This window comes from Pseudoduganella buxea (genome assembly GCF_009720835.1).
Classification (GTDB): Bacteria; Pseudomonadota; Gammaproteobacteria; order Burkholderiales; family Burkholderiaceae_D; genus Rugamonas; species Rugamonas buxea.
Map to the genome: position 1 here is coordinate 1 of NZ_WNKZ01000031.1, position 15,137 is coordinate 15,137.

At 55.1% G+C, this 15,137-nt stretch carries 9 protein-coding genes; 4 read left to right on the forward strand and 5 right to left on the reverse strand.

Features of this window, described 5'->3' with window-relative positions; translation table 11 throughout:
• Positions 1 to 84: 84 nt before the first annotated feature.
• Complete coding sequence (locus tag GM672_RS12435; protein WP_155470851.1) at positions 85 to 642, reverse strand: hypothetical protein; 558 nt, start codon at positions 640 to 642, stop codon at positions 85 to 87.
• 2,877 nt (positions 643 to 3,519) lie between these two features.
• On the opposite strand from GM672_RS12435, the gene GM672_RS12440 reads away from it, so the two are divergent.
• On the forward strand, positions 3,520 to 3,810 hold the full coding sequence (locus GM672_RS12440) for a hypothetical protein (RefSeq protein WP_155470852.1): 291 nt from the start codon (positions 3,520 to 3,522) through the stop codon (positions 3,808 to 3,810).
• 456 nt (positions 3,811 to 4,266) lie between these two features.
• Positions 4,267 to 5,370, forward strand: a complete 1,104-nt coding sequence (locus tag GM672_RS12445; protein WP_155470853.1) for a ribonucleotide-diphosphate reductase subunit beta — start codon at positions 4,267 to 4,269, stop codon at positions 5,368 to 5,370.
• A 1,407-nt stretch (positions 5,371 to 6,777) separates the two neighbouring features.
• Here GM672_RS12445 and GM672_RS12450 read toward each other — a convergent pair.
• The 4 genes from GM672_RS12450 to GM672_RS12465 form a co-directional block, all read right to left on the reverse strand.
• Positions 6,778 to 9,270: a DNA repair protein gene (locus GM672_RS12450; RefSeq protein ID WP_155470854.1), complete on the reverse strand. Its 2,493-nt coding sequence runs from the start codon at positions 9,268 to 9,270 to the stop codon at positions 6,778 to 6,780.
• A 107-nt stretch (positions 9,271 to 9,377) separates the two neighbouring features.
• The gene (locus GM672_RS12455; RefSeq protein WP_229417703.1) at positions 9,378 to 10,649 is read right to left on the reverse strand and encodes a metallophosphoesterase family protein; all 1,272 of its coding nucleotides are present in this window, start codon (positions 10,647 to 10,649) and stop codon (positions 9,378 to 9,380) included.
• A complete protein-coding gene (locus GM672_RS12460) occupies positions 10,646 to 12,064 on the reverse strand; it encodes a recombination directionality factor (protein ID WP_155470855.1) in 1,419 nt (472 codons plus the stop codon). Before GM672_RS12460 ends, GM672_RS12455 begins: the two co-directional genes overlap by 4 nt.
• Before the next feature lie 187 nt (positions 12,065 to 12,251).
• Complete coding sequence (locus tag GM672_RS12465; protein ID WP_155470856.1) at positions 12,252 to 13,478, reverse strand: DUF1173 family protein; 1,227 nt, start codon at positions 13,476 to 13,478, stop codon at positions 12,252 to 12,254.
• 271 nt (positions 13,479 to 13,749) lie between these two features.
• On the opposite strand from GM672_RS12465, the gene GM672_RS12470 reads away from it, so the two are divergent.
• A complete protein-coding gene (locus tag GM672_RS12470) occupies positions 13,750 to 14,073 on the forward strand; it encodes an H-NS histone family protein (RefSeq protein WP_155470857.1) in 324 nt (107 codons plus the stop codon).
• Between the two features lie 144 nt (positions 14,074 to 14,217).
• Positions 14,218 to 14,805: a TerD family protein gene (locus GM672_RS12475; RefSeq protein WP_155470858.1), complete on the forward strand. Its 588-nt coding sequence runs from the start codon at positions 14,218 to 14,220 to the stop codon at positions 14,803 to 14,805.
• The last annotated feature ends 332 nt before the right edge of the window (positions 14,806 to 15,137 follow it).

The window sequence follows — 15,137 nt, forward strand, 5'->3', positions numbered from 1 at the left end:
CAACTGGTTGTGGACCTACAATCACGACCGACCCAATATGGCGCTCGGCGGTATCACGCCAAAACAGAAATTGGCACTTGCCGCTTAACCTCTACTTTTAGCGTGCTCTAAAAATGGGGGGATTACCAGCGGAGACGCTTCCGATCGGGCACTACGGGTGATTTCCGTCAAAGTTACGTGTTCCTTGGCCGGTGGTGTAACGTCCCGATGTCGGCGTTGTCTTGAATTGGCTTCATCAGTATCGACACCGCACACTGAGCTTAGTCGTCGATACGCGGTGATTAAGTGACGAACCATAATTGGATTAGCGGCAGCAATGAACGCCGCGTTCTTCCGATTGTCGGAGCGGTTACTTCCTTCAATTTTCATATCGAAACCACGTCGACTGTGCGTCCGCCGGGCCACAACGTGCGTCTCAAATGCGCACCAGGGGCCTGGTGTCGCGGCATCGCAAAGTTCTTCCAGTTTGTCCAACAAGTTTGCAAACGCCTCATCAGTGGGCACTAGAGCCCCAAAATACGCGGCACCGTTCCATGCCGGTATGTTCCGCAGAGGTTCTGCTTGAGTCAGCGCACGAATGGCACTGTCAATTTCATTTTGCGCCGTCAAGCTCACCATTTGATCTTTGTTGAACGTGTTCATCCCCATTCCAATACCTACAACGTTTTGCCGCTGCTATTGTTCTTCTACGCCTGCCATGGATTAGTCTGCGAGCGTGTCTTGTGTGGCTTGTCGGCATTGTGTGCCAGTAGCCACATATGACCGCCCCCACATTTGCCGTCGAGCTGCCCTGGCCCTTTCAGGCGGACTAGAGTGCACACTCCGGACATGCCCAAATGGGATAGCCTTACAATGTAAACTCAACAATACAATTAAATGCGTGCTCCCTTAGTATCTACCATGCGGAGCGGGATTCAACCTGATATGCCAGACTGTGCAAATCCACAATGGCGTCATTTTGGGCCCAATTTCGTGTCGACCTTGAAGTCTGGGCGTTCGAGTGCGAGAATGAAGTGCTATCTGTGAGAATCGCTCTCACTATGCTCTCAGCGCAGTCCATCGCGGACGATGCTTGAGAACCTACGTGGTCACCACGCGGGCGTTGGCGTACGATATGCGCCCCTTTGTATTGGCCAGCTCCCTGGTCATTCTTTGCAAGCCGGACAGCGAGCAAGCTGCACGGTGTTTTGCAAAGTTGGTTGTCGCCAGCTGCAATGGCTGACGAACGCTGGAACGCTTCCCCAGTTGTTCCTCATAAGGTCCAGGTTTTCTGTACTGGGCCTACCTTTGTCTTTCCGACAAACAGTTTGAGCTTTCCTGGCTCATGAGCGAAAGGGACCCTCGTGGAGCCCTGACGTTCTCTATCCTGACACGGAGGTCTACATGTCCACTGTTATTGAAGAACCCGTCTGCACGCTACTGGGCGGGTCGGGGCGACGCGCTATGGTTATTCAAACATCAACGGTATGCGCCTTGCTGCTACCGCCGATGCAAACGCATCGCTCAGGTACGTCGAGCTGCGTTGTCTCGGCACCAATCTCTCAGCCACGCCGCCTGTTTGTCATGCTGAGGTCAGTCGTTACTGCAGCACGTCGCTGCTTGGGCACACACGCTATCGCGCATCGGAGCTAGATAGCACGGCAAGTAATCATTTGTGCCGCACGCGGGGGCTACTTGGTTTCCCGCAAGGGCGCCTGATACCTCTCGCTGCGCACTTGAGGAGATCATCATGGCGAAGGATAGGCCACCTGGGCGGCGGCGTTCAGCGGCCGACGTGGAAGAATCACGCGTCTGGGCCGGATTATATCGAAAGGTACGGGATCCGGTTATCGCATTCGAAGTGCTTACGATGCTGGACTCCGATCAGAAATGCTTGGAAGAACATCGAGGCCTTTATCTGCAATGCCGGTGTTCGTTACGACGCGCGAAACAGCGCGAAGCGCGATTGTCCACCGTGCGGCATTGTGGGACAGTTCTGGTGAGTTGGCTGTGCCTGCCGTATCGAATGGTCGGTGGCACGCTACGATTTCTGGCAGACGTGGTCACGAGTCCGCCGGAGTTTGAAGAGGAACCCGCTACGGCGGCGGTTCAGCGATTGAGCAAGAAACCTAGCCCTTCAGAACAACAGAAGAAGCAGGTAAAACAGGCCGGCCCCGTTAAGCATCAGGCAAAGGCGTCCGAGTCTAGCCAAGAATCGCCAAGCGCGGATGGTCAAGCGCAGGCGTCGGTCAAATAGTCGGCCCTGGGTGCCAAAACAACACTCAACGGCGCGATCAATTAAACCATGCAGCAACCTCGTGTCACTGCCATGTCCCGGAAAGCGGTCCTTGCAGCCTTTGACGTACCTGTCCAAATCCTGCAAGGACACAATATTCGCTGGCGGCACTCCGGTAATCCATGAAAGTCGTGCGATTTCTGCGGGCGTCAACCGAACTCGTTTTCCCAGCTGAATCATTTTACCGTTCCTTATGGCGATCACACCCCGCGGCAATAGCGCTTCGTGTGTCATTCATATTAAGCACGAGTCCCGCAGGATTCAACCCTGAAAGGATGGCTCCCGGGCCTCGCGCTTGTCTCAGGCTGCGATCGGAATTGCGGCAACGGAGTGATTTGGGTGTTTCTTGCGGAGTGGAGGCAACAATGAATCGTTTACTGGACGCGGGGCGAAGGACCACCGCATCGATATCTACCCACATCGTGGACCCAGCAGTTGAGAAGCTTGAGGCCCTGCGGCCTGGCGCTTGGCTGCGAACCAAGGACGGCGGTCGGTATATCCGAACCGACCGTACGTGCATATGTTTTTGCAACCTGGAAACAGGAGAGATGTGTTCGGCGAAAGATATTTGTTATCGCCACGGCGGCATCAGGGAGGAAAACCTTCTTCATGATGCATGAGACGTATTGCGCGTGGCCGGGTCGTTGCCGTCTTGGCGGCCGGCACGCACTGTTGGCCCCGTCGGACACAAGGCTGTGATGAATATTAATGGGCGGGAATAATGGAAGAACTCGACGAAACTCCAGGAGCGACCGCGGTTTTCGCACTCGCACAAGCCTGTGCCGGACTCGATAACACTGAGGCCGCGTCCTCTCGGTTGAAAGCCGCAGCATTTGATATTTCCCAGTTTGGATATCAATGCTGGATGACCGGGAGGCCCATGCCAGATGTGTTCCTTGGATACGCCAATGCCGGTCCACTATGGGCTGAAGGAATTCGGCGCGCACGCATGGACTGCGCTTTGATGGCATGCAGTTGCGACTGTCCCCGCGGTTGGCGCGCCTTTGAACCGTATCGCGTCTGCCAACGCGACGTTCCAACGCGCCGGCAACAACGGTTGGCAGCAATCCGTATCGTCGTTGCGGCGCTTTGTCCGGATAAACAGGGCATTATTGTTGCCAGCGGACTGGTGCCGCGGCGGCTATCAAGCGAGTATCGGGACAGGCGATAATATTTTCGGTTGACGTAATCTTGTAAGATTTGAGAATCTCTTGCGATTAAGTTCCTAATATTTGAGGAGAAATATGAAATACATCGGATCTGTCCAAATCTCCGATACGGAGATGAAAATTTGGGTGCATCAAGATGAGTGCGAAACCTGCGTGTGGTTGTTCGGACCGCAGGGTAGTCATGCTAGTGTTTCCAAGCGATTAGCGCTGCCAAGGCTGGGTGCAAGTGAATTCTTCGCCAAAACATACTCGGGAAACTCGCCGCTGCGCGAACCCTTGCTCAATACCGGTCTGTTTATCGATACCGGACGCCGGGTGCCAAGTGGATTTGTTGACCTAGAGGTGTGGCGCTTGACGCATCCATAAATTCGACAACGGCACACAGGCTGGAGCATCGTAAAATCAGCCAGATGTCCGGTGGTTCATATCTGGCCAGTCGCAAATTAAGGGAGTAATGATGGACATATTTTCGACATCGGATGATTGCTGTGGCGACGGTCTCTCGCTCGCCCCAGAGAAGTGCATCGATGGCAGTTGGTCGGCTCGGCAACTGGATGCTTTTAATGAGGGGTTTCACGCACGTACCGCCTGCCATGGTGACTGCGTGCCGGACCCCGACGTCGCCTGCGAGCCGGAACTGCTGGGCCAATGGCACCGTGGGCGGGCTGCAGCTATTCTGATCGGCGTTCTCGCAACCTGCGACTGTGGGGATGCCGGGCGCTGCCTGCGTACCGACGCCTGTGGGTCGGTATGCCTCATTAGGCAAACCCGTGGGTACGCGCCAGAGAACGTATTCCGGGCGGAATATAAATCTAGTTTTGGATGATGGAGGATCTGATGCGGGATTGTGATGAAGACCAGGTGGTACCGAGTTCGGGGAGTGCGCAAATCGATCCTGGCGAACACCGTCTCACCAAACGCATTATCAATGGAAAGACGGACATCAATCAGCTGATGCCGTTCCAATACACATGGGCCTGGGAGAAGTATTTGGCCGGGTGCGCCAACCACTGGATGCCGCAGGAAGTCAATATGCAACGCGACGTAGAACTGTGGAAAAGCCCTACTGGCCTGACCGACGATGAGCGCCGGATCGTCGAGCGCAATCTTGGTTTCTTTGTTACCGCTGACTCCCTGGCTGCGAATAATATCGTGCTGGGAACCTACCGGCATATTACGGCGCCCGAGTGCCGCTTGTACTTGCTACGCCAAGCATTCGAGGAAGCCATTCACACGCACGCTTATCAATATATTGTAGAATCGCTGGGATTGGATGAGCGGGCAATCTTCAATGCATACCATGAAGTGGATTCTATTCGGGATAAGGACCAGTTCCTGATACCGTTCATCGACACGTTGACCGATCCGGCTTTTGTAACAGGTACGTTCGAGAATGACCAAAAGCTGCTGCGGTCAATCATTGTCTTCGCCTGTCTCATGGAAGGGCTATTTTTCTATGTCGGGTTCACGCAGATATTGGCGCTCGGTCGCCAGAATAAGATGACCGGCGCCGCTGAGCAATATCTGTATATCTTGCGTGACGAATCGATGCACTGCAACTTCGGCATCGACCTGATCAATACGATCAAGATCGAAAATCCACACCTATGGACATCGAAGTTTCGCGATGATCTCGTCGTGCTGTTTCACCAGGCCGTTGAGCTCGAGTCGCGCTATGCGGAAGATACCATGCCGCGGGGCGTCCTCGGCCTGAACGCGCAAATGTTTAAAGAATACTTGCGATTCATTGCCGACCGACGTGCCGTGCAGATCGGACTAGAACCGATCTTCGCGCAAACCGAGAATCCATTTCCATGGATGAGCGAGATGATCGATCTGAAAAAGGAACGGAATTTCTTCGAAACTCGGGTCACAGAGTATCAGACCAGGGCGCTCGACTGGGGCGACTGTGAGGCCTGCCAATGAACGAGCACGATTCGCTATGCTTTATGCTCTAGCGGAAAACCCGTCGAATGTCGGTAAGCAGTCGGTTGACCAAGTCTGCTTCTGCATCCCGCACTGTTGAGGAAGATGACGCTCCAGGATCGTCATTGATGGATTTTGTGGCTAGCCGTCTCCAACTGGTGCATTGCTTGATAGATATCGCCAGCGAGCTGGCGACACTTAGGTGGTTTCAAAATAAGACGAATGGACGGAGGTTGCCAGAACCTGGCACGCAACGTTCAAGATAGGCGGCCCTTATGGCCGCCATTTTTTTTCGATTGACCTTCTGAGTCCGGCTCAGAGAATGGACTGGTTTCGACAAGATGCACCTCGGACTGGTATTACATATTATGCCCAATGAATATGTCCCCAACGTCTGCGTTTCCCTGCAATCCACTCTGTCACTTCTTTTTGGCTGCGACAACGCGCAATAGCATACTATCATGCTGTCCTTCTGCCTCACAGGAAAAGATTTGCAATGGCACATCTTTTTGTGTCCGACCACCAATGCCGCGCTAATGCTCGAGGTAACCTCTGCGCCGTTCAACGAACAGGTTATGGACAGGGACTCGCCCGCCTTAGTGGCGTACACCCCTCCCTCGGTCGTCTTGCCGACCACGTAGTGCGGCTGTAGGCCTATGTAACGAAAGCTGACCTTCAGCGACTCTTGCTGCAGATGATAGTGCTCTTGGCGCTCGTCAATGCGCGCTTCGCGTATCGCGTTGATGCGGTCCTCGATCCAGCGTTTGTCGTCGCTCGTCAAGTCATGGCGGCTTCTCAGATAGGGCGGTTGGGCCGGTGCAAGTTGGCCGATCTTCGGAAGGACTGTGGTGAACAATATCTTTCTTTGGACGAGCGGACGACAAGATGGTTGAGTACAGATTTCTGCGCATTGATAGAGCAAGGCGAAATGCGGCGCGCATTGCACGCGCCGCACATATTACTTGGGGAGATATAGCATCAATGGTGCTTATAAAAATCTCACCTCCTTCCTATGTACTTACTACCGTTGTCCCGGGAGAAATTCGAATGCCGACCGGTCGCTCTTTGCTTAAAAGGCGATAATATTAATTGTTGCACTTATGGTGCGGGCGACAGCGCTTGCACTGCAAGTCGCCATTGTACCGGCCTATCAGGATGTTGCTTATGCTTCCAACGCGGCAGCCTTCTGCCACGCCGAACCACGATTTCGTAGAAGCAAAAATCACAGCGATAGACTCCTGAATACGGTGCAATTTTACCCGCGGCATGCAATTCGTCAAATACGTCGGCAGATGACGCTACAAGCAATGCGCTGTATTTATATACTGCCACGAATCACGCCCTCCTTTTTCGATATTGGAATGTCCGAAATAATGACATCGTTTTTCAATTGATGATCAATGAATATCAATATACTAGCTCATCGATTGTTGCGAGGGGATTGTGTTCAACTCGACTTTCATCACTAATCGAAAGAACGTATTGATCCAGGTCTATAACTGCATCAGCCATTTCGATCAGCTCCGGCGTATGCGAGATAAAAAACTCTTGATTGTAGTCACCGATATCGAGAACGGCACGTTTCATTGCCATGAACATGCGCTTATGCTCTGGGTCAAATGCCCCATCGGCTTCGTCGGAGAAAAGCGTGTCGGAGCGCGTACGCGACCGGCGGGCGAGGAACAGCGCCATAGCGCGAAACAGGCTCTCGTTGATCCAGACTCGTTCGCCGCCGCTCATCTTGGCCAGGTTTTTCGACTGTTGGCTTTCCGCATCGTGAACGACTATCGCGAACCCGTCGGTCATTTCCCCCTTGGCCGTCGCGACGAGCGTTTGCAAGGAAACAGTGAATCGGGGGCCATAGCACGCCATCAACAAATTGTTCGTCAGCACAGTAAGCTCGGGCCCGGCGTCTTCGATTGAAAGCGCGATGATTCCGTCGTTTCCCAGTGCTTTGGCGAGCGTCGTCCACGTAGCGCAACTGGCCTCGACCCGTTGCGCCAAATTCTCGCTTTCCAATAACGCCAGTCGGATTGCGCCAAGCCTCTTGCCGGCGTCGGCGTGCAACTGCGCCTTGACGGCGGCATCTTGTAGCGTTTGCTCACACGCATTAAGTGCTTCTTGTGCGTCGGACAGCTGCCGTTCTGCTGCGGCGAGTCTATTCTGGTCAAACGGCGCGGGAAGTGCAGCGAGCGCGTGTTGTATACGTTCATCCGCTTGCTTGAGCAACTTACATTCATTGTCCCGGTCGCGTTGCAGCGCAGCTGCCTCGTTGTTGAGCTCCTGCAGGCGCGTACGGTCCTCCGCAGCTTCGCGTACGCTTTGCGCAGTCAGGTCACTTAACTGTGCTACGACGATAGCGCGGTTCGTCTCTGCCGCATCGACATCGCGGCGACGTGCAGCAAGGGCGCACGTATCACGGAATCGTTGCTCTGTGCGCTGCAGCCTGTCAGCATGCCGCGCGAGCGCGGTGTGAGGATCGCCCAGTGCATCGCGTTGGCGTCGCAAGTCTGCTAGCTGGTCCTCGAGATCTTGTCGGTCCGTGCCCAATCGTGCGACTTCCTCTAGCGCCGAAGGGATGAGGGGCTTGGCCGTGCGTGCATCAGCTAGCAGGGTACAGCGTCCGGGCAGGTCGGTCCCCGCGCACGGCACCTGTTCAGTAAGCTTGCAGCGACGTTTCAGGTCATTGACGCGTAGTACCGCTTTCCCAGCCGAATGCTCAATGGCGGCGATCCTGTGCTGTAAGTGGAGCGCTGTGTCGTCCAACGTCGCGGCGCGCTGGGCTTTCGTCCGGTGTTCTGCCAAAAGTTCTTTGCGTGCAGCAACCAACGCTTGCCAGCGCGGTAGCGCACTCTCCGCGCGAAGGACCAGGGTGCGGCGGTTAAGAAGTTCGTCCAAGATGGTTTGCTGCTGCAACAGGGCGGTGCGGGATCGCTGACGATCGGCTTTGCGTTGTCGAATTCCCCGTTTGATCGTTTCGTAGGCGCTGGCATGAGCGCGCTGTCGTTGCGCATAGTCCTCCATTGCGGCCCTGTGTCGCGCAACGATCTGATCACGGTCCGCCTTTAGTTCGTGACGGCGCGCTTGAAACTGCTGGTCGTATGACGCCTGTGCCACGAGCGCAGCGTGCTCGCTGTGCGCCCTGGCTAAATGCATCTTTGCCTGACCAGCTGAATGACGGAGCCAATCTTCACGGCGTGAAACGTCGAGCAATGCAGCGCATTCACCCGTCAGGGCAGCTTCCTCTTCACGCCGGAGCTGGCATTGGTGTCGCAGGGGTTGCAAACCGGTACGTAACAACTTCGCTGTTTCAGCAGCAGACGTCCCAAGGTGCCGAATTTCACTAAGACCCAGTAAATCACCGAACAGTGCCTTGATTTCAGCGTTGTCGTATTTCGAAAGCGAACGACGATTCTGGGCCGAGAAGCACGTCGTGAGGAATACAGTTTGTGACCCGGCGACATGCTCAATACACCGTGTGTAGGTGTCCATCTTGCCGTCGGAGACGGTTCCGTCAGGTAGGCGTACTGGCTTCCATTGGCTGCCGTGGCGAATGTGTAGATACGCTTCAGTACGCCGCCTTCCAGCAAGGCGTATGACCAAATGCTGACGAAATACCGTGCCGTTCTGTTCCCACACCAGGACTTTGTGATTTTCCGGCAAGTAGACTTCATCGTAGTAGCTGAATGCGCCGAGGCCATCGCGGCCGGCCTGCGAAGGCATGACCGGATAGTAGATCATGTTGTTCAGGACCGTTGTCTTGCCCCGGCCGTTGCCACCCGTGATAGCGACCAGCTTTGGAGAGCCCCCAAGCGCTCGAAAGTCGAGGTGAATCGACTCGCGGTGCATGCCATCGCGCACGCCGTTGAACCCGGTCAGTGTCAGGGATATCAGAGCCATCAAAGTCTCCTACAATTCAAAACATGCTTCTACAGCGCAACGCCGCACTCTTTTAGGCGGCTGGATAGCGCCCATCGGCCACCGCGAACTCTCTAATCGATGCGCTGCTATCGGGGTGTGTCCAGTTCCAAGGAACGGTGTGCAGATTCCGGCGTAGACACCGAGGGAAGGAGCAATCGCTGTGCGATCTTGGCCGGGTCGTACCGCCGGAGATCGTCCAGGGCGGCGATCAGCGGTGCGCTATCGACCTCTGCAATCGATGCCCACCTTTGGACTTTCTCCTCGAGCGTCAGGTGCTGGGTGATGCCCGTCGCCCGCGTGCACGCCAGCGGCACCATACGCCCCTCCAATTTCAGGTTCGCCGCGCCGCGGAAAAGCGCTTCGATGCGGGACCGATCTATGGAGGACTGTTCCTCTTCTAAATACGTCCAACGAATGCGCACCCACGTCCCAGCGACATCGTGGGTCGTGGTCCATGCCTCCAACTCGGCCATGTCGGGTGGTCCCGCAAAGGAGAACTCCGTCATCGTCCGCGCTGGTGTCGGTATCGCTTCGAACGTGGCGCCATCGGTATCGAGGTTCCAGATCAGAAATACCTTGTCACCACGCTCACCATAGTGATTGCGGCCGACCGAACCAGGGTACGCTATTAATTGGCGTCCTCTGGACCACGTCTGATGCAGATGAATATGCCCAAGCATGAAGGCGTCGGCGCCCGCGGCAAGCAAGTCGTTTGCTGTGAATTCGTGGTCCAGACCGGCCATCGGTACGCCGTGTTCAGTCTCGCAATCGTTAACGGTCCCGTGCGCCACCCCAATCGTCGGTATCCCATGGCTTCTGGCCCATGCGTTCGCATGGGAAAAGCCGCGCAGGACAGTCGCAATGTGTTCCCCCATGACGCTGGCCGCATCGGCGGCCCCAACCGCCGCTGCGAGCGATGCTTTGTTCAGTGTCGGTACGCATGAACAGAGCAAGTGTGCGTCGGGAGGAACCTTGTCGAAACGCCAACCCGGCGATCGGACCCACTCCCGTGCTTGGGTCAGCACTACCTGTTCCAAGTGATCGGCGACTAATGCCTGGTACCGGCCACCCATGAATCGAAACAAGGATAGCGTGCCGGGGGGTTCATGACTGAAGGTCCCTTGCAGGATCAACACCGGACAGTGATCAAGCAGGCGTCGCACCTGAACCGCCAACGCAGCGAGGGCTGGTGAATGAGCCTCGAGGGCGTGATGGGTGGAATCCCCGCTGATGACGGCCAGGTCGACTTGGCGGCCGATTGCCGTTTCGACGGCGAATCGAAAGCAGCGGTCAGATTCGTCCAGCGTACCGTGACCGTAGTGTAGGTCGGAAAAGTGCGCTATACGCATTGTCATCATGCTCCCCCGTCGCGATGCCGGTCGGCAAGCGCGCGTTCGATCTTGTCGCGCAGGCCTTGGGGATCATTTTTATAGCGCACCAATTCATCGAGAACGCGGCGGCGGCCAGTTGCATTTTTCACCCAACCACTACCCCAGCGGATATAGCTATATTTGTCGAAATTGTCAGGATCGAGCTTATACTCCAAAATAAGACGACCGATCGATTGATATACCTCGTCATGCACCAATGGGTCGTCGGGGTGGACGCCACTTTGACTCGCACCGGTTTCGCGCCCTGTGTCATTGGGCGCGTCTGGCTGGCGTTGCTCGGCCGTTTCAGTGACCGGTGTTTGGGCTCGTAGGGATGTTGCGGGGGTTGGGGCTGCAATTGGCACATCGCGTTGCTCATCGCTCCAGTCGTCCGTATCTGGGTTCACCGTATATGCGTCGATGGATAAAGCGCTGACAGCGCTATCCGCGGCGAGCAGCGTATCGTCGCCTTCGGGGGCAACCAAGGCACACAAATCGACTGGCGCCTCCAAATGGATAAGCCACTGTGCGACCCGCGTTGGGCGGCCGTTGTCGTCGATCCGCGTGACCTCGGTCAGCTTTTTTGTGATGTAAAAGGGCGTTTTTTTGTCGTCGAGAAAGCCGGCCAGCCGGCCGCCGCGCATAAAAGCAACTGCTTCAAAACGCTGAATCGCGTTGCTCATGGCATAGAAGCTGTTTGTGGGTAGCTCGAACGCTTCCACGGACTTAATGCCAGGGATAAAGAAGATGAATCTGCCGGCCAAGTTGCATTTGCGCGCTTGGAACTGTGGGCACAGTTCCGGATCACAAATGCCATCGTTTTCCGGCCGCACAACCGTTGGTCGGCCGTTAAAGCTGCGTAGAGGCCGGCCGCCTGGACCTTCCAACTTCGGTGGGGCGTACATCATGCAGTGCCGTGTGCGCCCGTCGGGAGAATAAGCGCTCCAGTACTGACGCTCGTTCTGCTTCCACGCTACCAGCTCGTGCGGCATCACCGCTTCCCATGAATCGGAGGGGAACACGACGGGAAAGCGGTACAAGCGCCGCACCCCGTCACCGCGATCTTCACCGTATGCCGACAAAATTTGGTCGGCAATCTGTTCGTTGGAAAAATCGCACGGGCGCACAGTAAAATATTGCACGTTTTTGGGTAGCAGTACCACCCTGTCCTTATATTCTGGGAACTTCCTGACGATTAGGTCGCCGATCAGATCAAAAGACAGGCCGTTCTGTAAGCCGTTCTCATACAGTTCGACGATCGCTGGGTTCGCCGCGGCAGCGCGTGTAAGTTCCTTCACGCCTGGACGTATTTTGCCGCCCGTAGGGATGCGCGAACGGACCGTTCGCCCGAGAACCGTGTGGTGTACCACTTCTTTCTGCGTTGAAATTTCAGATCTGGCCATGTCAGTCTCCTGTTGATAAGGTCTGACCTATGCTCGCATGGGTCCTTACCGAATCAAGTGCAGGATCTGTCACTTCTGTCTCCAGGCATATCCTAGAATCCTTGATCGATCAGGTCGAATCGCGTACGGGGGCAACGTTGCCGGGCATACTCGGCAGTTCTCACGTTTCCAGCTGGAAGCTGACAGCTTAATGGTATCTATGTACGGGTACAGGCGGTGGTAATTCCGGGATAGATTCTTCGGCTCGCCAGAGCCAAACGGGAAGGCCATCGTGTGATTTCAAGCGTTCTTTTGCGTCACGATCCCTTTTCGTCATGAACCCGCTTACGACGTGAAGCGGCGTTGGCACTGATCCGGTGTCGAGCAACAGTACGTTTGGGAAAAGTGCAGGCTCTTTCGCATCGTACGGTAGCGGCTTCATAAATCTTCTTCGCCGGTCTACCAGATGATGAAGCAGTGGGAGCTCACATGGATCGCAAAGCGGAATCCACTGGTGAGTTGCGAGTGTCAGAAAGATGGCGTCCGCCTGATAACAGTACGGTTGCGGTGAGTAAATTATCGCGCTGACTAGAATGCGCGATGGCGGCGTGCCGTCGGCTTGACGCACCATGAAGAGCGGTTTAAATTTCTTCAACGTCTTCGCCCATAGCTTTTCATCGATCAAAATAGGGGCGTCGGGCATGTGCTTCAGCATCAGGCGATAGCCGAACGTATCCTCTTGTGCCGCTTTGAACTCGCCCATGACCAGCGCCATCGGAAACTCTTCGGGTGTTCCGTGACGTTCAAGGAGCGCTAGCTGGGCACGTCGCCGGCCCCGGATTTGCTCTCTATCGTCCGGGTGATAGGGTTCGGGGATATACAGCCTTTCCACAAGCGGCGAGTTTTTCACGTTAACACCGTCGGCGGCTTCCAACACATACTTGCGAAAGACGCCCTGGTTGCGCTTTCCATCCATCGCCGGTGACCAGCGGTTGAAACGCGCCTGCTCCAGTAGATAGTGGGTCACGGCACGTAGCGACATGTGATGACGTGCCGCACGCACTTCGGGCGCGCAATTCTCGCCAACAGGTTCAATTGCGCGCCCGCGTCGCCGCGTCAACGGGAAGTCGACAAACATCTGGACACCCTCATCCGTACTTTCGATCAATGCGTCGCCTAGCAAGACCCCGAGACCGGATTCCGACGCAGGAGGGTCATAGTGCTCACAATGTGGAGCATGGAGTGGTCCGGTGCCGGGCATCCGTTTAAGTACGAATTGATGAAATTTGGCGACGTACATTTCGACGCCTCCTGGCACGCACATGCACCGCGCGCGTTCGGCAGACCCATGGATATATTGCAAGGCAGATTGAAGCTGCCCATCGTCGCCGGCCAGTCGGTATCCCCGGATGAAATAGGTCGAGCTATCATTCATGACTCCTCCCCTCGTGTGTTCAGATAGATGAAAGTGTTTTGATCAGGCTGTTAAGTTCGTCCGGAGACTGCCGGGGCAGCTTGGTGGGACTGGACCCTTTCGCAGGCCTATTACCATCGTAGCCAGCTATGTCGCCAGATAAAAGGATCGACACATTCAAAAATTTGCGCGGGGAGCGAACGTTTTCGCAACGGGTTATCGGCGGTCTTGTTCATTTGAGGTAATATAGGCATGTTTCATAACCCGTCGAAATGCTATAGGAGAATTGAACATGATTGACCTGGACAAGATGTCATCTGCAGAGCTTGTGCAACTGATCGAGGCTGCAGAAAAGCGCGTTAAGGTTAAACGTACTGAAGAGATTGAGGCTGCGCGCAAAGAAGTAGAGGCGATCGCCAGCAAAATTGGCGTCCCTGTCAGCGAGCTTCTTGTCGCCAAGGGGCAGGGGACACATCGGCGTTCCGGCAAGCCGGTCGAGACCAAGTATCGGCTTCCGAACGATCATTCGAAAACCTGGACGGGGCGCGGACGTCAGCCATTATGGGTGCGTGAGTGGCAAGACAAACACGGCAACTTGGACGGCCTCAAAGCTTAATCACAGTTGCACCGGCTGCGGGAACTTCAAATCGGATCGCCGCAGTCGACCCGAGGGCATAAAGCTAGTTAGGGTGTAACTAGACCAAACGATGAATGTCGGAGTTGGCATAATAGCGAACCGAACATCAGTAGAGAGAAGGGCATGGTGATAGAACTGAACCGTGGCGAGAATGTGCGATTTGAAGAAATCGATCCGTCCATTACCAAACTCCGAGTAGACATAGACTGGGCGAGTGCAGATATCCAAGAGCACGAAATTGATATTGCAGTATTCTTGCTAACAGACGTAGGAGTAGTCCGAGACGCAGATGAGTTGATTTTCCATGCTCATCCGGTCTCGGCCAATGGCGCCGTCAGGCTTTGCGATGTTCCTTTTAATTTGGATGCTCGCCTGCGACGCGAGGCCGTGGAAGTCGATTTGCCGGAAATACCGCAGCACGTCGTGCGGATTGTCATTTGTGCAAGCATCTATGACAGAGGTCGTCGTGGATTGTCTTTCGCCCAGATAGATCGACTGTCCGTTCGGTGTGTTGATACTTCTGCTAATATCGAGATCGTCAGCTTTAAACCGGCAGGATTCGATGCGTCGAAGACTGCGATCGTATGCAGTGAACTCTGCCGTGATGGACATGGTTGGCAATACATGGCCGTTGGGCGCGCCATCGCCGGCGGTTTTGCGGCGCTGTGTGAGGAGTATGCGCAAATTATTGTGCAGCAGGTCACAGCTTAGTCGAAGTCGTTGGTGTTGCAGCGCTGTTTGCAATAAGCGTCGGCACGGGGCGCTCATTCCATAGTGCAATGAGGCTATACGCGACATGGGCGTACATCAAAGCAGCTCGAGAATTCAAGAAAACATAGGGCTAATAGGTCGTACGTTCGACCTACTTCAGTTTGTAGAGCATATCGCAGCCTGGTTGACGGTGTTCGATCCCGAAGGCGGATACAGAAGGATAGCCTCGATTGCTGCCAATAGGTAAGCTGCGATGATAATGCGCGCGAGCGATAAATTGGCGGACGATGCGTCACTATATACGCCACAGTCATAGTACAGTAAAAAATTGT